Below are 16,886 nucleotides of genomic sequence, written 5' to 3' on the forward strand. Positions count from 1 at the left end.
ACTAATCACTCTAATCCGAGACGGAAGGAGACCTACAATATGACTAGAGAATTCTCCTTGGAGAATACACGTAATATTGGAATCATGGCGCATATCGATGCTGGTAAAACAACAACGACTGAGCGTATCCTTTATTACACAGGTCGTATCCACAAAATTGGTGAAACACACGAAGGTGCTTCCCAAATGGACTGGATGGAACAGGAGCAAGAACGTGGAATCACGATCACTTCTGCTGCGACAACTGCATCATGGAAAGGTCATCGCGTAAACATCATCGACACTCCAGGACACGTAGACTTCACTGTTGAAGTTGAACGTTCCCTACGTGTACTTGACGGTGCTGTTACAGTACTTGATGCTCAATCCGGTGTAGAACCACAAACAGAAACAGTATGGCGCCAAGCAACAAACTACGGTGTTCCACGTATCGTTTTTGTTAACAAAATGGATAAAACAGGTGCAGACTTCTTGTACTCTGTTAAAACACTTCATGACCGCCTTCAAGCGAACGCTCACCCGATCCAATTACCGATCGGTGCTGAAGATCAATTTGAAGGAATCATTGACCTTGTAGAAATGACTGCTACTTTCTACGGTAATGATTTAGGCACAGATACAACAGAAGGTGAAATTCCTGCAGAATACATGGATCAAGCTCAAGAATACCGTGAAAAGCTAATTGAAGCGGTTGCTGAACTTGATGAAGAAATGATGGAGAAATATCTTGGCGGAGAAGAGATTACAACTGATGAGTTGAAAGAAGGAATCCGTAAAGGTACAGTCAACGTTGAATTCTATCCAGTAGTATGTGGTACTGCCTTCAAAAACAAAGGTGTTCAAAAAATGTTGGATGCTGTCATTGCATACCTTCCATCTCCGTTGGATATCCCACCGATGAAAGGTATCGATGTTGATACAGAAGAAGAAACGACTCGTCCTGCTGACGATTCTGCTCCATTCTCTGCATTGGCGTTCAAAGTTATGACTGACCCTTATGTTGGTAAATTGACGTTCTTCCGTGTGTATTCCGGAACACTTCAATCAGGTTCTTATGTACAAAACTCTACTAAAGGTAAACGTGAACGTGTAGGACGTATTCTACAAATGCACGCGAACCACCGTGAAGAAATCGCTGAAGTTTACTCTGGAGATATCGCAGCGGCAGTAGGTTTGAAAGATACAACGACTGGAGATACACTATGTGATGACAAGGCACAAGTTATCCTTGAATCCATGGAATTCCCAGAACCGGTTATCTCTCTATCTGTAGAACCAAAATCTAAAGCTGACCAAGATAAAATGGGTACTGCACTCGTTAAATTGGCAGAAGAAGATCCAACATTCCGCGTTCATACTGACCAAGAAACTGGCCAAGTAATCATCGCGGGTATGGGTGAGCTTCACCTTGATATTTTAGTTGACCGTATGCGCCGTGAATTCAAAGTTGAAGCAAACGTGGGTGCTCCACAGGTATCTTACCGTGAAACATTCCGTGATTCTGCTAAAGTTGAAGGTAAGTTCGTACGTCAATCCGGTGGTCGTGGACAATTCGGACACGTTTGGATCGAGTTCGCTCCAAACGAAGAAGGTAAAGGCTTCGAATTCGAAAACGCTATCGTTGGTGGGGTTGTTCCACGTGAATACATTCCGGCTGTTGAAGCAGGTCTTCGTGACTCGCTTGATAACGGTGTACTTGCAGGATATCCATTGATCGACATCAAAGCGAAACTATTCGATGGTTCATACCATGATGTTGACTCCAACGAAATGGCGTTCAAAATTGCCGCTTCCATGGCACTTAAAAACGCTGTATCTAAAGTAAATCCAGTACTTCTTGAGCCAATGATGAAAGTCGAAGTTGTTATTCCTGAAGAATACCTCGGAGACATCATGGGTGACATCACTTCCCGTCGCGGACGTGTAGAAGGTATGGATGCTCGTGGTAACGCACAAGTTGTACGTGCGATGGTTCCACTTTCTGAAATGTTCGGTTACGCAACGTCCCTACGTTCCAATACACAAGGACGCGGAACATTCTCCATGGTGTTCGATCACTATGAAGAAGTACCGAAATCTATTTCTGAAGAAATCATCAAAAAAAATAAAGGTGAATAATTGAAAGTTCACCAGTTATTTAGTATAACTATTCTATAAGCTATGGATGATGGGGGACTATGTCCTCCGCCATCTGTAACGATAAATTAAAACTATTTCTTATATTTAAGGAGGAAATCCTAACATGGCTAAAGCAAAATTTGATCGTTCCAAAACACATGCGAACGTTGGTACAATTGGTCACGTTGACCATGGTAAAACAACTTTAACTGCTGCAATCGCTACAGTTCTTTCTAAGAAAATGGGCGGAGAAGCAAAATCTTACGACCAAATCGATAACGCGCCAGAAGAAAAAGAGCGTGGAATCACAATCAACACTTCTCACATCGAGTATGAAACTGATAAGCGTCACTATGCACACGTTGACTGCCCAGGACATGCTGACTACGTTAAAAACATGATCACTGGTGCTGCTCAAATGGACGGCGGGATCTTGGTAGTATCTGCTGCTGACGGCCCAATGCCACAAACTCGTGAGCACATCCTTCTTTCTCGTCAAGTAGGTGTTCCTTACCTTGTTGTATTCATGAACAAATGTGACATGGTAGACGACGAAGAACTTCTTGAACTAGTTGAAATGGAAATTCGTGACCTTCTTTCTGAATACGATTTCCCTGGCGATGACATCCCAGTTATCAAAGGTTCTGCATTGAAAGCTCTTGAAGGAGACGCTCAATGGGAAGAAAGAATCGTTGAATTGATGGACGCTGTTGACTCTTACATTCCAGATCCAGTTCGTGAAACTGACAAACCATTCATGATGCCAGTTGAGGACGTATTCTCAATCACTGGTCGTGGTACAGTTGCTACTGGTCGTGTAGAGCGCGGTCAAGTTAAAGTCGGTGACGTTGTTGAAATCATCGGTCTTGTTGAAGAACCAAAATCTACAACTGTAACAGGTGTAGAAATGTTCCGTAAGCTTCTTGACTATGCAGAAGCTGGAGACAACATCGGAGCTCTTCTTCGTGGGGTAGCTCGTGAAGAAATCCAACGTGGTCAAGTTTTGGCTAAGCCAGGCTCTATCACTCCACACACAGACTTCAAAGCTGAAGTTTATGTTCTTTCTAAAGAAGAGGGTGGACGTCATACTCCATTCTTCTCTAACTACCGTCCACAGTTCTACTTCCGTACAACTGACGTAACTGGCGTAGTTAACCTTCCAGAAGGCGTTGAAATGGTTATGCCTGGAGACAACATCGAAATGACAGTTTCTTTGATCTCCCCAATCGCTCTTGAAGAAGGTACAAAATTCTCTATCCGTGAAGGTGGACGTACAGTAGGCGCTGGCGTTGTAGCTACAATCACAAAATAATTCCCCTTTGGGAATAAGAAAACCCCCGTTGCTTCGGCAGCGGGGGTTTTTTGAATGAAAAGAAGAAAATATACTGGAAATGCTGATTCACCAATAGGTAATGCTGGTACGAGAAATCAATGCTGACCCCCAGCCGTTTAATGCTGACTGGATTGAATTTAATGCTGACTCTACAACAGATAATGCTGATACGAGAAATCAATGCTGACTCACAGCCGTTTAATGCTGAATGGATCGAGTTTAATGCTGACTCAACAACAAATAATGCTGATACGGAAAATCAATGCTGCCCCACAGCCGTTTAATGCTGAATGGATCGAGTTTAATGCTGACTCAACAACAGATAATGCTGATACGAGAAATTAATGCTGCCCCACAGCCGTTTAATGCTGAATGGATCGAGTTTAATGTTGACTCAACAAGAAATAATGCTGGTACTGAAAATCAATGCTGAACCACAGCTGTTTAATGCTGACTCAACAACAAATAATGCTGGTACGGAAAATCAATGCTGCCCCACAGCCGTTTAATGCTGAATGTATTGAATTTAATGCTGACTCAACAACAAATAATGCTGGTACGGAAAATCAATGCTGCCCCACAGCTGTTTAATGCTGAATGTATCGAGTTTAATGCTGGCTCACCAATAGGTAATGCTGATACGAGAAATCGATGCTGACTCACAGCTGTTTAATGCTGAATGGATCGAGTTTAATGCTGACTCACCAATAGATAATGCTGATACGAGAAATCAATGCTGCCCCACAGCCATTTAATGCTGATTGAAACCGGAGTATTGTGGAATACGTGTTTAATTCTCACTTCACATCTGCTTACGCATATAAATTCTGTTTCTTTTAGATCCGGAAGCTTTTAAATCCAAATTTGTTAGCATATTAGTGGCGGTTTTCATTGATTTAACTCCAAAAAAATCACGAAACTCTTGATTTGTTATAGTCGGTTTTACAAGAGTGAAATACTCTTCGATCGCTTGTTGGAGGCCGGTCCTTGATTTATAACAGCAATGACCGCATTGCCAGTAGTATTTGTCCCTGATCAGTGAATACACTTTGCAAGAAGGACAAACGATTCCTTTGATAATGTCAGCGTGGTTAATCTCATATTGCTCAAGTAAAGAATTTTGACGTTGGAACGGTCGATGGGATAAGTGAATGTTCATTTCAATAGAAGAGAGTTCTTGGTCGGAAAGATGATTAGCAGTGGGGGACAAGCGATGAACTCTTTCAAAGACTGAGTCCAATTTGTTAAATGGATAGTGAAACGGATTGTTACGCAGCGTAACATTCTTGGAAGTGAAAACAACTGCACCAGAAACGGGGATGGAACAGTCTTGTTGCTTCGTCCAGTTCAGCATGAAGCGAATGTGCTTCGTTAATTGATAGTACGGGTTGGGAAAGTACTTCTTAGACTGATCATTATTTAATCGATAGAACTCGTCAGTGTCAGAATCTATGTATAGGTCACCGCTAATGTTCTTCGATTCTAATACGATGATGCATTTCTTACTTAAAAGCAGACAATCGATTTGTACTTTTTCTTCACCGAATTCTAAGCAGACATTCGGTAGAATAATAAACTCTTGCTCTAAACTTGAAAGCTTTTGAAGCAATCTCTCTTCACCGCGGATTCCAGCTTTAATCATTCTCAAATTCTCTTCAACCAATGCATATTTAGAATGTCGTGGTGATAGTCGTACTAATAAAATCCTATGAGCCTTAACGATGAAACTTCCACCTCCTCCAATTTACCAACATCATAGCATATTTATATAGAAGAAACTCGACTATAATAAAAGAAGAATCATAATCAGGATTTCCGTTCAAATTAAAAAGACTTAACTCGTTTAACACCCTCCCTATACCAAAACCACCACACCAAATTAGAGTCATTCCAACATTGGTACTGCTTTGTCAAAACTCCCGACGTTGTATTGGCTAACCTAAAACCCTCAACCCTAAACACCTTCTCCCAAACAACACCCACAATTCCCAAACTCCATTTAATCTTCCGACAATTTCCTTTTTAATTGAAAATGCGAATAAACCTATATATAATAGGGAAGTCAACAGAAAAGAATTTCGCCAAAGGTCTTGCGAGATTCTTTTTATTTATGTATAATGTTGAATGTTGGTCTTTGACTGCGATGAAGCGGGAGGTTGCCGACACACCCGGCCGCTTTGCCATGGCAGGGGTTGGCGGGATATTTCCGTGGAGAATGTCTAGAAAATAGGCGAAAAGGAGGGAAAATAATGGCAAAACAAAAAATCCGTATCCGTTTGAAAGCGTATGATCACAGGGTGTTGGATCAATCCGCTGAAAAGATTGTGGAAACTGCTAAACGTTCAGGTGCAAGCGTATCAGGTCCGATTCCGCTTCCTACTGAGAAGACTGTGTACACAATTCTTCGTGCCGTTCACAAGTACAAAGATTCTCGTGAACAATTCGAAATGCGTACGCACAAACGTCTGATCGATATCGTTAACCCAACTCCACAAACAGTGGACGCGTTAATGAAGCTTGACTTACCATCTGGCGTTGATATTGAGATCAAACTTTAATTGGTAAACGACTATATAAAAAACAAAAACAACAGAAAAATGTACAGGAGGTGTGACTAATGACCAAAGGAATCTTAGGTAGAAAAATCGGTATGACGCAAGTATTTGCTGAGAACGGTGATTTGATCCCAGTAACTGTAATTGAAGCTGCTCCAAACGTAGTACTTCAAAAGAAATCAGTTGAAACGGACGGCTACGAAGCAATCCAAGTAGGTTTTGAAGATAAGCGTGAAAAGCTTTCCAACAAACCTGAAAAAGGACATGTAGCTAAAGCGAACACTGCTCCTAAGCGCTTCATTCGCGAGTTCCGCGATGTAAACTTAGCTGATTACGAAGTTGGTCAGGAAGTCAAGGTAGAAATTTTCGCAGAAGGCGATTTAATCGATGTAACAGGTGTGACAAAAGGTAAAGGTTTCCAAGGTGTTATTAAACGCCACGGACAATCCCGCGGCCCTATGGCCCACGGTTCCCGTTACCACCGTCGTCCTGGTTCGATGGGTCCGGTTGCTCCAAACCGCGTATTCAAACAAAAGAAATTACCTGGTCAAATGGGTGGCGTGATCAAGACGATCCAAAACTTGCAAGTTGTCCGTGTTGACGCTGAGCGTAACCTATTGCTCGTAAAAGGTAATGTTCCTGGATCTCGTAAATCTATGGTAGTTGTTAAAACTGCTATCAAATCGAAATAATCTCTGAAGAAAGGAGGAAACAGGAATGCCAAAGGTATCTTTATTTAATCAAACAGGCTCCCAAGTCGGCGAAATCGAATTGAACGATGCTGTCTTCGGAATCGAACCTAATGAGTCTGTCGTCTTTGATGCAGTGATTGCACAACGTGCTTCTCTACGTCAAGGTAACCATAAAGTAAAAAATCGTTCTGAAGTAGCTGGTGGTGGCCGTAAGCCATGGCGCCAAAAAGGAACTGGCCGTGCTCGTCAAGGGTCTATCCGCTCTCCACAATGGCGTGGTGGTGGTACAGTATTCGGTCCAGTACCACGTAGCTACAGCTACAAATTACCGAAGAAAGTGCGCCGTTTAGCATTGCGATCTGCGCTTTCAGCGAAAGTACTTGAAGAGAACATCGTTGTTCTTGAAGGTTTAGCTTTCGATGCACCAAAAACAAAAGAATTCGTGAAAGTGTTATCTAACCTTTCCGTTGCAAAGAAAACATTGGTTGTTACAGCTGAGCTTGATGAAAACGTAGCATTGTCTGCGCGTAACATTCCTGGCGTAACAGTCGTATCAGCTACTGGTGTGAACGTACTTGACCTTGTAGGTCATGACAAACTCGTGATCACAAAAGCTGCAGTTGAAAAAGTAGAGGAGGTGCTTGGTTAATGGAAGCACGTGATGTCATCAAACGTCCGGTCATTACCGAGCGTTCTTCTGAACTTATGGCCGAGAAAAAATACACGTTCGACGTGGATACTCGCGCTAACAAGACACAAGTAAAACAAGCGGTTGAAGAAATCTTTGACGTGAAAGTTGAAAAAGTCAACATCATGAACTACAAAGGTAAATTCAAACGTATGGGTAAATTCGGCGGATACACTAACAAACGCCGTAAAGCAATCGTTAAATTGACTGCTGACAGCAAAGAAATCGAGATCTTTTAATTATAGTCTTACACTGTAATTAACCAAAAAAGAAGGAGGGAAAACAAATGGCGATTAAAAAGTACAAACCTACCTCCAATGGTCGTCGTAACATGACAACTTCTACGTTTGAAGAACTAACAACTAACAAACCAGAAAAGTCATTGTTAGAGCCTTTAAAGCGTAAAGGCGGACGTAACAACCAAGGTAGAATGACTGTTCGTCATCAAGGTGGCGGCCACAAGCGTCAATACCGTGTCATCGACTTCAAACGTTTGAAAGATGGCATCCCAGGACGCGTTGCCACAATTGAGTATGATCCAAACCGCTCTGCGAATATCGCATTGATTAACTATATAGATGGTGAAAAACGTTACATCTTAGCTCCAAAAGGACTTGAAGTCGGAATGACAATCTATTCTGGTCCTGATGCAGACATTAAAGTAGGTAACGCACTTCCACTTGAAAACATGCCTATGGGTACTACTATCCATAACATTGAATTGAAACCAGGTAAAGGTGCACAGCTTGTACGTTCAGCTGGTACATCTGCTCAAATCCTTGGTAAAGAAGGCAAATACGTTATCGTACGTCTTCAATCCGGAGAAGTTCGCATGATCCTTGGCGCTTGCCGTGCTACAGTAGGTCAAGTTGGTAACGAACAACACGAACTTATCCACATCGGTAAAGCAGGTCGTTCACGTTGGTTAGGTAAACGCCCAACTGTTCGTGGATCTGTTATGAACCCGAATGATCACCCACACGGTGGTGGTGAAGGACGTTCTCCAATTGGACGTAAAGCACCAGTTACTCCTTGGGGTAAACCAGCTCTTGGTTATAAAACTCGCAAGAAGAAAAACAAATCCGACAAACTTATCATTCGTCGCCGTAAAAAATAATGTGATGATACTGCGGTTCAATGAACGAACCGTGGTGACGTCACGGAGGGAGGTTCCAAAATGGGTCGTAGCTTGAAAAAAGGACCTTTTGTCGATGATCACTTGATGAACAAAGTTGAAGCTCAAAAGGATTCCGAGAAGAAACATGTAATTAAAACTTGGTCTCGCCGTTCTACTATCTTCCCGTCCTTCATCGGACAAACGATCGCTGTATATGACGGACGTAAACATGTGCCAGTATACGTGACTGAAGATATGGTAGGTCATAAGCTTGGCGAATTCGCACCAACTCGTACTTATAAAGGGCACGGTGCAGACGATAAGAAAACAAGACGCTAAATTGAGAGGAGGTTATCCTAATGCAAGAAGCTAAAGCTATTGCTCGTACAGTCCGCATTGCTCCTCGTAAAGTCCGTTTAGTCGTTGATTTAATCCGAGGTAAGCAAGTTGGCGAAGCGGTTGCGATTTTGCGCCTTACTCCTAAAGCAGCATCTCCTGTTGTAGAAAAGGTATTAAAATCTGCAGTTGCTAACGCTGAACACAACTATGATTTAGATATTAACAACTTGGTGGTTACAGCAGCATTCGTAGACGAAGGTCCAACGTTGAAACGTTTCCGTCCACGTGCTCAAGGCCGTGCAAGTGCTATCAATAAACGAACAAGCCACATTACAATCGTGGTATCTGAGAAGAAGGAGGGATAATTCGTGGGTCAAAAAGTGCATCCTAATGGAATGCGTGTTGGCATTATCCGTGACTGGGAGTCAAAATGGTATGCTGAAAAGGACTACGCAACTCTTTTACATGAAGATTTAAAAGTCCGTGAATACATTGAAGGCCGTTTGAAAGACGCATCTGTTTCTAAAGTAGAAATCGAGCGTGCTGCAAACCGTGTAAATATTACAATCCACACTGCAAAACCAGGTATGGTAATCGGTAAAGGTGGTTCCGAAGTTGAAAACCTTCGTAAGGAACTTAACAGCCTAACTGGCAAGCGTGTACACATCAATATCATTGAAATTAAGAGAGCAGATCTTGACGCGAAACTTGTTGCTGAAAACATCGCTCGTCAATTGGAAAACCGCGTATCATTCCGCCGTGCCCAAAAACAAGCGATCCAACGCACAATGCGTTCTGGAGCAAAAGGTATCAAAACTCAAGTATCTGGACGTCTTGGCGGTGCGGATATCGCACGTGCTGAACATTATAGTGAAGGAACTGTTCCGCTTCATACACTTCGTGCTGACATCGATTATGCTCATGCTGAAGCAGACACAACTTACGGTAAGTTGGGTGTCAAAGTATGGATCTACCGCGGTGAAGTCCTTCCAGTGAAGAAGAACTCTGGAGAAGGAGGCAAATAATTATGTTAATGCCTAAACGCGTTAAATACCGTCGTGAACACCGTGGGAAAATGCGCGGTGAAACAAAAGGCGGCGCAGAAGTAGCATTTGGTGAATATGGCCTCCAAGCTGTAGAAGCCGGATGGATTACAAACCGTCAAATCGAATCCGCTCGTATCGCTATGACACGTTACATGAAACGTGGCGGTAAAGTATGGATCAAAATCTTCCCACATAAGCCTTACACAAAGAAACCTCTTGAAGTCCGGATGGGTTCCGGTAAAGGTGCTCCTGAAGGCTGGGTAGCAGTAGTAAAACCAGGAAGAGTCATGTTTGAAATCGCTGGAGTAAGTGAAGAGGTTGCTCGTGAAGCGCTTCGTCTTGCTGCACACAAACTTCCTGTTAAATCCAAATTCGTAAAACGTGAAGAAATTGGTGGTGAATCTAATGAAAGCTAAAGAACTTCGTGACCTTACCACTGCTGAAATAGAACAGAATGTAAAATCACTGAAAGAAGAGCTTTTCAACCTTCGCTTCCAATTGGCGACTGGTCAATTAGAAAACACAGCTCGCATTCGTGAAGTACGTAAATCGATTGCGCGTATGAAAACTGTGATTCGTGAAAGAGAAATCAGTGCAAATAACTGATAAAGGAGGTTTGCAGCAATGACTGAGCGTAACCAACGCAAAGTATACACAGGCCGTGTCGTATCCGACAAAATGGACAAAACAGTAACTGTTTTGGTTGAGACGCATAAAAAGCACTCCCTATACGGTAAACGTGTAAAATACTCTAAAAAATTCAAAGCTCATGATGAATTGAACGAAGCTAAGATCGGCGATATCGTTCGTATCATGGAAACACGCCCGCTATCCGCTACAAAACGTTTCCGTCTAGTAGAGGTTGTAGAAAAAGCGGTTATTATCTAATCAATTATGTTCGGAAAAGATAAATTCCGAAGGGAGGTAACCTGAATGATACAACAAGAAACTCGTATGAAAGTTGCTGACAACTCTGGTGCCCGTGAAGTATTAACAATTAAAGTACTTGGTGGTTCTGGCCGTAAAACAGCTAACATCGGTGATGTAGTTGTTGTAACAGTCAAGAAAGCAACACCAGGTGGCGTTGTTAAGAAGGGTGACGTAGTTAAAGCCGTCATCGTACGTACAAAGAGCGGTGTTCGCCGTAAAGACGGTACTTACATCACATTCGATGAGAATGCATGCGTAATTATCCGTGACGATAAGAGCCCTCGCGGAACTCGTATTTTCGGACCAGTTGCACGTGAACTACGTGATAACAACTTCATGAAAATCGTTTCCTTGGCTCCGGAAGTTCTTTAATTCAAAGGAAAGTGCCAATCAAGGAGGTGCGACAGAATGCATGTAAAAAAAGGCGATAAAGTTATGGTGATCTCTGGAAAAGACAAAGGGAAAACAGGTGTTATCCTTGAAGCTCATCCTAAGAAAGAACGTGTGCTTGTAGAAGGTGTTAACATCGTGAAGAAGCATACAAAACCGAACCAAGCAAATCCGCAAGGCGGAATTGTAAGCCAAGAGGCACCGATTCACGTTTCGAACGTTATGTTGATCGATCCTAAATCTGGCGAGCCGACTCGCGTAGGTTACAAGGTAGAAGGCGACAAGAAAGTTCGTGTTGCAAAAAAATCCGGTGAAGTACTAGATAAATAAGCTAATTGAAGGGAGGTACACACATGAGCCGCCTAAAAGACAAATATTTAAACGAAATCACTCCAGCTCTTATGAGCAAATTTGAATATAAATCCGTCATGCAAGTGCCTAAGGTCGAAAAGATCGTAATTAACATGGGTGTGGGTGACGCTGTTCAAAACACTAAAGCATTAGACGCTGCTGTAGAAGATCTACAAGCGATTTCAGGTCAAAAACCTGTAGTCACTAAAGCAAAAAAATCCATCGCAGGTTTCCGTCTCCGTGAAGGTATGCCGATCGGAACGAAAGTAACTCTACGCGGTGAACGTATGTATGAATTCCTGGACAAATTGATCGCTGTTTCACTTCCACGTGTACGTGACTTCCGTGGTGTTTCCAAAAAAGCATTCGACGGTCGCGGTAACTACACATTGGGCGTTAAAGAGCAATTAATTTTCCCTGAAATCGACTACGATAAAGTTTCTAAAGTCCGTGGTATGGACATCGTAATTGTGACAACTGCGAACACTGATGAAGAAGCTCGCGAACTATTAACACAATTCGGTATGCCATTCCAAAAGTAAAATAAAGGGAGGCGAAATCGTGGCTAAAAAATCAATGGTCGCTAAGCAAAAACGTACGCCAAAGTACAAAGTGCAAGAATACACTCGTTGTGAACGTTGTGGACGTCCGCACTCTGTATACCGCAAATTCAAGCTTTGCCGTATTTGTTTCCGTGAACTTGCATACAAGGGACAAATTCCTGGCGTTAAAAAAGCCAGCTGGTAATCCCCTAATTTGGGAAGGAGGTAAATGAAATGACAATGACTGATCCGATTGCAGATATGCTGACACGCATTCGTAACGCGAACATGGTTCGTCACGAGAAATTAGAAGTTCCAGCTTCCAACATGAAAAAGGATATTGCTGAAATTCTAAAGCGTGAAGGATTCATCCGTGACGTTGAGTATATTGAAGACAACAAACAAGGAATCATCCGCATCTTCTTGAAATATGGCCAAAATAACGAGCGTGTTATCACTGGCTTGAAACGCATTTCTAAACCAGGTCTTCGTGTATACGCGAAAACTACTGAAGTTCCTCGTGTATTGAACGGCCTTGGTATTGCTTTAGTTTCTACATCACAAGGATTGCTTACTGACAAAGAAGCTCGCGCTAAACAAGTGGGCGGCGAAATCATCGCTTACGTTTGGTAATCAGCAACAAAAGAATGGAGGTGTACTGAATGTCCCGCGTAGGTAAAAAACCAATCGAGGTTCCAACAGGCGTTACTGTAACTATTGATGAAAATAATACAGTCGTTGTTAAAGGACCTAAAGGTGAACTAACAAATTCTTTCAACAAAGATATTAAAATCGAACAAAACGACAATATCATCACATTGACTCGTCCTTCCGAATCAAAAGAACACCGCACAATCCACGGTACTACACGTGCATTGTTGGCTAACATGGTAACTGGAGTTTCTGAAGGATTCACACGTGGTCTTGAATTAGTAGGTGTCGGTTACCGTGCTCAACTACAAGGCAAAAAGCTAGTATTGAACGTTGGTTACTCACACCCAGTTGAATTCGAAGCTGAAGATGGTGTCGAAATCGAAGTTCCTTCCAATACGAAGATTATTGTAAAAGGTATCAACAAAGAAAAAGTTGGTGCTCTTGCATCCAACATCCGTCAAGTACGTCCACCAGAGCCATACAAAGGCAAAGGGATCCGTTACGAAGGCGAATATGTACGCCGTAAAGAAGGTAAAACAGGTAAATAATGTCGCATATACATTAGAAAGGAGTGACCTCGGTGATTACGAAACAAGATAAAAATCAGGTTCGTAAAAAACGTCATGGCCGTGTTCGTGCAAAAATCAGTGGTACAGCTGAACGTCCACGCTTGAATGTTTACCGTTCGAACAAACACATTTATGCACAATTGATCGACGACGCAGCTGGCGTAACGATTGCAAGTGCTACAACAATGGAAAAAGGTTTCGAAGGTTCTACTGGCAGCACAGAAGCTGCTGTTAAAGTCGGAGAAGCAATTGCAAAACGCGCTGTTGAAAAGAACGTAACGAAAGTTGTTTTTGACCGTGGCGGTTACTTATATCATGGACGCGTGAAAGCTTTGGCTGAAGCTGCACGTGAAAACGGCTTAGAATTTTAAGAAGAAGGAGGGACACAACTCATGAGTCGCATTGATGCAAACAAACTTGGTGAACTGGAAGAACGCGTTGTTACGATTAACCGTGTTGCGAAAGTTGTAAAAGGCGGACGCCGTTTCCGTTTCTCTGCATTGGTTGTTGTTGGTGACAAGAACGGTCATGTAGGTTTCGGTTCAGGTAAAGCTCAAGAAGTACCTGACGCAATTCGTAAAGCGGTTGAAGATGCGAAAAAGAATCTAATCGAAGTGCCAATGGTTGGCGGTACAACTCCACACGAAGTGTTGGGCCGTTTTGGAGCTGGTAAGGTTATGATCAAACCTGCTTCTGCCGGTACTGGAGTTATCGCAGGTGGACCTGTTCGTGCGGTACTTGAACTTGCAGGTATTACAGATATCCTATCTAAATCCCTTGGTTCAAACACACCAATCAACATGGTTAACGCTACAATCTCCGGATTGAAAGAACTAAAACATGCTGAAGAAGTTGCCAAATTACGCGGTAAATCAGTAGAAGAACTGTTAGGATAAGGAGGGGACACTAATGGCTAAATTACAAATTACCCTCGCTAAGAGTGTGATCGGTTCAAAACCGGCACAACGCAAAACAGTAGAAGCTCTTGGTTTGCGTAAAACTCATCAAACGGTTGAACACGAGGACAATGCTGCTATTCGTGGTATGATTAATACTGTCGCTCACTTAGTCACAGTTAAAGAAGTGTAATATAGATTTTATCGAATAAGGAGGTGCCAAACATGAAACTGCATGAATTAAAACCAGCAGAAGGTTCCCGTAAAGAACGCAATCGTTTAGGTCGCGGTATCGGTTCCGGTAATGGTAAAACTTCAGGTAAAGGTCATAAAGGTCAAAAAGCACGTTCCGGCGGCGGTGTACGTCCTGGATTTGAAGGTGGTCAAATGCCTTTATTCCAACGTTTACCTAAGCGCGGATTTACGAACATCAACCGTAAAGAGTTCGCGATCGTGAACCTTGAAACGTTGAACCGTTTCGAAGAAGGCACAGAGGTAACACCTGAATTGCTTATCGAAACTGGTGTTGTGAGCAATGCGAAGTCAGGCATCAAGATTTTGGGTAACGGAACTCTTGAAAAGAAATTGACTATCAAAGCACACAAATTCTCCGCCTCCGCGAAAGAAGCAATTGAAAACGCAGGCGGTCAAACAGAGGTGATCTGATGTTTCAAACAATCTCCAATTTTATGCGCGTGAGAGATATCCGAAATAAAATTTTGTTCACCCTGTTAATGCTGATTGTATTCCGAATCGGCACATTTATACCTGTTCCAGGTGTAGATGCAGAAGTATTACAAGCGACAGATCAGAATAGTCTGATCGGTTTCTTGAATACTTTCGGCGGTGGTGCCCTTAAGAACTTCTCGATCTTAGCGATGGGTATCATGCCTTACATTACAGCTTCCATTATTGTACAGCTTTTACAAATGGATGTAGTTCCGAAGTTTACTGAATGGGCTAAACAAGGGGACGTTGGTCGCCGTAAGCTTGCTCAATTCACTCGATACTTTACAATCGTCTTGGCATTTATCCAAGCGATTGCCATGTCTTATGGTTTCAACCGTATGTATGGTGGAACATTAATCCACAACGATAGCATAAGCACATATATTGTCATTGCGATCGTATTAACTGGTGGTACAGCATTCCTTCTTTGGTTAGGTGAGCAAATCACTGCTAAAGGGGTAGGTAATGGTATTTCCATTATTATCTTTGCTGGTATCGTGGCTGCAATTCCGAGTGCAGTCAACCAAATCTATTCTCAGCAAATTGAGGGTGCAGGTGAAGCATTGTTCATCCGCATTATCGTCTTGGTATTACTCTTACTTGCTGTAATTGCAATCACAGTAGGAACTATTTACGTTGCTCAAGCATTACGTAAAATTCCGATCCAATATGCAAAACGTGTAACTGGTCGTTCCCAATCAACAGGAGGACAGCAAACGCATCTTCCATTGAAAGTGAATGCGGCCGGCGTTATTCCAGTAATCTTCGCTGTAGCGTTTATCATTACGCCACAGTCTATCGCTTCTTTCTTTGGTACGAATAAAGTAACGACGTTCATCATGAACACGTTCGATTATTCGAAGCCAATCGGTATGATCATTTACATTGCGTTGATTCTTGCGTTTACGTATTTCTATGCGTTTATCCAAGTCAACCCTGAAAAGATCTCCGATAACTTGAAAAAGCAAGGTGCGTACATCCCGGGAATTCGCCCAGGCCAAAATACGCAAGATTACTTAACAACAGTACTCTACCGCTTGACATTCGTAGGAGCAATCTTCCTTGCTGTCTTAGCTGTTCTTCCGATCTTGTTCATTAACTTTGCGGGTCTACCACCTGCTGCACAAATTGGCGGAACAAGCTTGCTCATCATAGTAGGGGTAGCCCTTGAAACGATGAAACAGTTGGAAGCGCAACTCGTTAAGCGTCATTATAAAGGCTTTATGAAATAATGATTTCTTAAGGCGAAAAAATTGAGGGGGCAACGCGTATGAACATCGTATTAATGGGTCTACCTGGTGCCGGTAAAGGTACTCAGGCTGACAAAATTGTTGATAAATACGGAATCCCTCATATTTCTACAGGCGATATGTTCCGCGCCGCTATTAAAGAAGGAACGGAACTTGGCCTAAAAGCGAAATCCTTCATGGATCAGGGAGCGTTGGTCCCTGATGAAGTAACAATTGGTATTGTTCGCGAAAGATTGAGCAAGCCGGATTGTGAAAATGGATTCCTCCTTGACGGGTTTCCTCGCACTGTCCCTCAGGCAGAGGCGCTTGATGCGACTTTGTCTGAATTGGGCAAAAAAGTGGAACACGTCCTCAACATTGTTGTGGAAAAGGAAGAATTGATTAAACGTCTTACAGGTAGACGCATCTGCAGAACATGCGGTGCTTCTTACCACATGGTTTTTAACCCGCCAAAAGTCGAAGGCATTTGCGACCGTGATGGTGGCGAGCTTTACCAACGTGAAGATGACAATCCGGAAACGGTCACGAACCGTCTGGAAGTAAATATGAAACAGACGAAACCACTATTGGACTTCTATGAAGCCAAAGGTGTTTTATCGAATATTGACGGTCAGCAAGATATCAATAAGGTCTTCGCTGATTTAGACGCTCTGTTACAGAGCAGCCAAGGCTGATTCCCTACAAACT

General features: G+C 42.7%; 28 protein-coding genes. 27 read left to right on the forward strand and 1 reads right to left on the reverse strand.

Annotated elements, in window-relative coordinates:
* The first annotated feature begins 39 nt into the window (after nt 1-39).
* The 4 genes from fusA (at nt 40) to ACFOZY_RS15835 (ending at nt 4,206) form a co-directional block, all read left to right on the forward strand.
* The gene (fusA, locus tag ACFOZY_RS15820) at nt 40-2,118 is read left to right on the forward strand and encodes an elongation factor G (RefSeq protein ID WP_378157266.1); all 2,079 of its coding nucleotides are present in this window, start codon (nt 40-42) and stop codon (nt 2,116-2,118) included.
* Between the two features lie 124 nt (nt 2,119-2,242).
* Nucleotides 2,243-3,430, forward strand: a complete 1,188-nt coding sequence (tuf, locus tag ACFOZY_RS15825; RefSeq protein ID WP_378157268.1) for an elongation factor Tu — start codon at nt 2,243-2,245, stop codon at nt 3,428-3,430.
* Between the two features lie 222 nt (nt 3,431-3,652).
* Entirely contained in the window at nt 3,653-3,796 is a 144-nt protein-coding gene (locus ACFOZY_RS15830) for a hypothetical protein (RefSeq protein ID WP_378157270.1), read from the forward strand.
* Nucleotides 3,797-4,083: 287 nt separating this feature from the next.
* Complete coding sequence (locus ACFOZY_RS15835; protein WP_378157272.1) at nt 4,084-4,206, forward strand: hypothetical protein; 123 nt, start codon at nt 4,084-4,086, stop codon at nt 4,204-4,206.
* Between the two features lie 47 nt (nt 4,207-4,253).
* On the opposite strand, the gene ACFOZY_RS15840 is transcribed toward ACFOZY_RS15835, so the two are convergent.
* Nucleotides 4,254-5,093 (reverse strand): nuclease-related domain-containing protein, encoded by an 840-nt coding sequence (locus tag ACFOZY_RS15840; protein ID WP_378157274.1) that lies wholly within the window; start codon nt 5,091-5,093, stop codon nt 4,254-4,256.
* Between the two features lie 607 nt (nt 5,094-5,700).
* Here ACFOZY_RS15840 and rpsJ point away from each other — a divergent pair.
* The 23 genes from rpsJ to ACFOZY_RS15955 are packed head-to-tail and all read left to right on the forward strand — an operon-like array spanning nt 5,701 to nt 16,873.
* Nucleotides 5,701-6,009 carry a 30S ribosomal protein S10 gene (gene rpsJ / locus ACFOZY_RS15845; RefSeq protein ID WP_378157276.1) on the forward strand — a complete coding sequence of 103 codons (309 nt, stop codon included), beginning with the start codon at nt 5,701-5,703 and terminating at the stop codon, nt 6,007-6,009.
* A gap of 59 nt (nt 6,010-6,068) precedes the next feature.
* Nucleotides 6,069-6,698 (forward strand): 50S ribosomal protein L3, encoded by a 630-nt coding sequence (rplC, locus tag ACFOZY_RS15850; RefSeq protein ID WP_378157278.1) that lies wholly within the window; start codon nt 6,069-6,071, stop codon nt 6,696-6,698.
* Between the two features lie 25 nt (nt 6,699-6,723).
* Nucleotides 6,724-7,347 carry a 50S ribosomal protein L4 gene (gene rplD, locus ACFOZY_RS15855; protein ID WP_378157280.1) on the forward strand — a complete coding sequence of 208 codons (624 nt, stop codon included), beginning with the start codon at nt 6,724-6,726 and terminating at the stop codon, nt 7,345-7,347.
* Nucleotides 7,347-7,625 (forward strand): 50S ribosomal protein L23, encoded by a 279-nt coding sequence (gene rplW, locus ACFOZY_RS15860; RefSeq protein ID WP_378157282.1) that lies wholly within the window; start codon nt 7,347-7,349, stop codon nt 7,623-7,625. Before rplD ends, rplW begins: the two co-directional genes overlap by 1 nt.
* A 47-nt stretch (nt 7,626-7,672) precedes the next feature.
* On the forward strand, nt 7,673-8,503 hold the full coding sequence (rplB, locus tag ACFOZY_RS15865; protein ID WP_378157284.1) for a 50S ribosomal protein L2: 831 nt from the start codon (nt 7,673-7,675) through the stop codon (nt 8,501-8,503).
* A gap of 60 nt (nt 8,504-8,563) precedes the next feature.
* Nucleotides 8,564-8,842 (forward strand): 30S ribosomal protein S19, encoded by a 279-nt coding sequence (gene rpsS, locus ACFOZY_RS15870; protein ID WP_378157286.1) that lies wholly within the window; start codon nt 8,564-8,566, stop codon nt 8,840-8,842.
* 20 nt (nt 8,843-8,862) lie between these two features.
* The gene (rplV, locus tag ACFOZY_RS15875) at nt 8,863-9,207 is read left to right on the forward strand and encodes a 50S ribosomal protein L22 (protein WP_378157288.1); all 345 of its coding nucleotides are present in this window, start codon (nt 8,863-8,865) and stop codon (nt 9,205-9,207) included.
* 3 nt (nt 9,208-9,210) lie between these two features.
* Nucleotides 9,211-9,867, forward strand: a complete 657-nt coding sequence (gene rpsC / locus ACFOZY_RS15880; protein ID WP_378157290.1) for a 30S ribosomal protein S3 — start codon at nt 9,211-9,213, stop codon at nt 9,865-9,867.
* A 2-nt stretch (nt 9,868-9,869) separates the two neighbouring features.
* Complete coding sequence (gene rplP, locus ACFOZY_RS15885) at nt 9,870-10,304, forward strand: 50S ribosomal protein L16 (RefSeq protein ID WP_378157292.1); 435 nt, start codon at nt 9,870-9,872, stop codon at nt 10,302-10,304.
* Nucleotides 10,294-10,494, forward strand: a complete 201-nt coding sequence (gene rpmC / locus ACFOZY_RS15890; protein WP_378157294.1) for a 50S ribosomal protein L29 — start codon at nt 10,294-10,296, stop codon at nt 10,492-10,494. Before rplP ends, rpmC begins: the two co-directional genes overlap by 11 nt.
* An 18-nt stretch (nt 10,495-10,512) precedes the next feature.
* Complete coding sequence (rpsQ, locus tag ACFOZY_RS15895; RefSeq protein ID WP_378157296.1) at nt 10,513-10,776, forward strand: 30S ribosomal protein S17; 264 nt, start codon at nt 10,513-10,515, stop codon at nt 10,774-10,776.
* Nucleotides 10,777-10,821: 45 nt separating this feature from the next.
* Nucleotides 10,822-11,190: a 50S ribosomal protein L14 gene (gene rplN / locus ACFOZY_RS15900; protein ID WP_378157298.1), complete on the forward strand. Its 369-nt coding sequence runs from the start codon at nt 10,822-10,824 to the stop codon at nt 11,188-11,190.
* A 36-nt stretch (nt 11,191-11,226) separates the two neighbouring features.
* A complete protein-coding gene (gene rplX / locus ACFOZY_RS15905) occupies nt 11,227-11,538 on the forward strand; it encodes a 50S ribosomal protein L24 (RefSeq protein WP_378157300.1) in 312 nt (103 codons plus the stop codon).
* 23 nt (nt 11,539-11,561) lie between these two features.
* On the forward strand, nt 11,562-12,101 hold the full coding sequence (gene rplE / locus ACFOZY_RS15910; protein WP_378157303.1) for a 50S ribosomal protein L5: 540 nt from the start codon (nt 11,562-11,564) through the stop codon (nt 12,099-12,101).
* Between the two features lie 19 nt (nt 12,102-12,120).
* Nucleotides 12,121-12,306 (forward strand): type Z 30S ribosomal protein S14, encoded by a 186-nt coding sequence (locus tag ACFOZY_RS15915; RefSeq protein ID WP_089801802.1) that lies wholly within the window; start codon nt 12,121-12,123, stop codon nt 12,304-12,306.
* A gap of 29 nt (nt 12,307-12,335) precedes the next feature.
* Nucleotides 12,336-12,734: a 30S ribosomal protein S8 gene (gene rpsH, locus ACFOZY_RS15920; protein ID WP_378157306.1), complete on the forward strand. Its 399-nt coding sequence runs from the start codon at nt 12,336-12,338 to the stop codon at nt 12,732-12,734.
* 29 nt (nt 12,735-12,763) lie between these two features.
* Nucleotides 12,764-13,303, forward strand: a complete 540-nt coding sequence (rplF, locus tag ACFOZY_RS15925) for a 50S ribosomal protein L6 (protein ID WP_378157308.1) — start codon at nt 12,764-12,766, stop codon at nt 13,301-13,303.
* A gap of 23 nt (nt 13,304-13,326) precedes the next feature.
* Complete coding sequence (gene rplR / locus ACFOZY_RS15930) at nt 13,327-13,695, forward strand: 50S ribosomal protein L18 (protein WP_465251166.1); 369 nt, start codon at nt 13,327-13,329, stop codon at nt 13,693-13,695.
* Nucleotides 13,696-13,716: 21 nt separating this feature from the next.
* A complete protein-coding gene (rpsE, locus tag ACFOZY_RS15935; protein ID WP_378157312.1) occupies nt 13,717-14,220 on the forward strand; it encodes a 30S ribosomal protein S5 in 504 nt (167 codons plus the stop codon).
* A gap of 13 nt (nt 14,221-14,233) precedes the next feature.
* On the forward strand, nt 14,234-14,413 hold the full coding sequence (gene rpmD, locus ACFOZY_RS15940) for a 50S ribosomal protein L30 (protein WP_378157314.1): 180 nt from the start codon (nt 14,234-14,236) through the stop codon (nt 14,411-14,413).
* Between the two features lie 32 nt (nt 14,414-14,445).
* Nucleotides 14,446-14,886 carry a 50S ribosomal protein L15 gene (gene rplO / locus ACFOZY_RS15945; protein ID WP_378157316.1) on the forward strand — a complete coding sequence of 147 codons (441 nt, stop codon included), beginning with the start codon at nt 14,446-14,448 and terminating at the stop codon, nt 14,884-14,886.
* Nucleotides 14,886-16,181, forward strand: coding sequence for a preprotein translocase subunit SecY (gene secY, locus ACFOZY_RS15950; RefSeq protein WP_378157318.1), 1,296 nt, complete (start codon nt 14,886-14,888; stop codon nt 16,179-16,181). The genes rplO and secY overlap by 1 nt, the downstream gene beginning before the upstream one ends.
* Nucleotides 16,182-16,219: 38 nt before the next feature.
* Complete coding sequence (locus ACFOZY_RS15955) at nt 16,220-16,873, forward strand: adenylate kinase (RefSeq protein ID WP_378157320.1); 654 nt, start codon at nt 16,220-16,222, stop codon at nt 16,871-16,873.
* The last annotated feature ends 13 nt before the right edge of the window (nt 16,874-16,886 follow it).

This window comes from Chungangia koreensis (assembly GCF_042651785.1).
Classification (GTDB): domain Bacteria; phylum Bacillota; class Bacilli; order Bacillales_A; family Planococcaceae; genus Chungangia; species Chungangia koreensis.

Bases quoted from the DNA above. Each gene is read 5' to 3' on its own strand.
- tuf (WP_378157268.1), top strand. From the start codon at position 2,243: ATGGCTAAAGCAAAATTTGATCGTTCCAAAACACATGCGAACGTTGGT.
- ACFOZY_RS15830 (WP_378157270.1), top strand. From the start codon at position 3,653: ATGCTGAATGGATCGAGTTTAATGCTGACTCAACAACAAATAATGCTG.
- ACFOZY_RS15955 (WP_378157320.1), top strand. From the start codon at position 16,220: ATGAACATCGTATTAATGGGTCTACCTGGTGCCGGTAAAGGTACTCAG.
- rplX (WP_378157300.1), top strand. From the start codon at position 11,227: ATGCATGTAAAAAAAGGCGATAAAGTTATGGTGATCTCTGGAAAAGAC.
- rpsS (WP_378157286.1), top strand. From the start codon at position 8,564: ATGGGTCGTAGCTTGAAAAAAGGACCTTTTGTCGATGATCACTTGATG.
- rpmC (WP_378157294.1), top strand. From the start codon at position 10,294: ATGAAAGCTAAAGAACTTCGTGACCTTACCACTGCTGAAATAGAACAG.
- rplV (WP_378157288.1), top strand. From the start codon at position 8,863: ATGCAAGAAGCTAAAGCTATTGCTCGTACAGTCCGCATTGCTCCTCGT.
- ACFOZY_RS15835 (WP_378157272.1), top strand. From the start codon at position 4,084: ATGCTGATACGAGAAATCGATGCTGACTCACAGCTGTTTAATGCTGAA.
- rplW (WP_378157282.1), top strand. From the start codon at position 7,347: ATGGAAGCACGTGATGTCATCAAACGTCCGGTCATTACCGAGCGTTCT.
- secY (WP_378157318.1), top strand. From the start codon at position 14,886: ATGTTTCAAACAATCTCCAATTTTATGCGCGTGAGAGATATCCGAAAT.
- rpsH (WP_378157306.1), top strand. From the start codon at position 12,336: ATGACAATGACTGATCCGATTGCAGATATGCTGACACGCATTCGTAAC.
- rpsJ (WP_378157276.1), top strand. From the start codon at position 5,701: ATGGCAAAACAAAAAATCCGTATCCGTTTGAAAGCGTATGATCACAGG.
- rplF (WP_378157308.1), top strand. From the start codon at position 12,764: ATGTCCCGCGTAGGTAAAAAACCAATCGAGGTTCCAACAGGCGTTACT.
- rplC (WP_378157278.1), top strand. From the start codon at position 6,069: ATGACCAAAGGAATCTTAGGTAGAAAAATCGGTATGACGCAAGTATTT.
- rpsQ (WP_378157296.1), top strand. From the start codon at position 10,513: ATGACTGAGCGTAACCAACGCAAAGTATACACAGGCCGTGTCGTATCC.
- rplD (WP_378157280.1), top strand. From the start codon at position 6,724: ATGCCAAAGGTATCTTTATTTAATCAAACAGGCTCCCAAGTCGGCGAA.
- rpsE (WP_378157312.1), top strand. From the start codon at position 13,717: ATGAGTCGCATTGATGCAAACAAACTTGGTGAACTGGAAGAACGCGTT.
- ACFOZY_RS15840 (WP_378157274.1), bottom strand. From the start codon at position 5,093: ATGATTAAAGCTGGAATCCGCGGTGAAGAGAGATTGCTTCAAAAGCTT.
- fusA (WP_378157266.1), top strand. From the start codon at position 40: ATGACTAGAGAATTCTCCTTGGAGAATACACGTAATATTGGAATCATG.
- rplP (WP_378157292.1), top strand. From the start codon at position 9,870: ATGTTAATGCCTAAACGCGTTAAATACCGTCGTGAACACCGTGGGAAA.
- rplN (WP_378157298.1), top strand. From the start codon at position 10,822: ATGATACAACAAGAAACTCGTATGAAAGTTGCTGACAACTCTGGTGCC.
- rplO (WP_378157316.1), top strand. From the start codon at position 14,446: ATGAAACTGCATGAATTAAAACCAGCAGAAGGTTCCCGTAAAGAACGC.
- rpmD (WP_378157314.1), top strand. From the start codon at position 14,234: ATGGCTAAATTACAAATTACCCTCGCTAAGAGTGTGATCGGTTCAAAA.
- rplB (WP_378157284.1), top strand. From the start codon at position 7,673: ATGGCGATTAAAAAGTACAAACCTACCTCCAATGGTCGTCGTAACATG.
- rplE (WP_378157303.1), top strand. From the start codon at position 11,562: ATGAGCCGCCTAAAAGACAAATATTTAAACGAAATCACTCCAGCTCTT.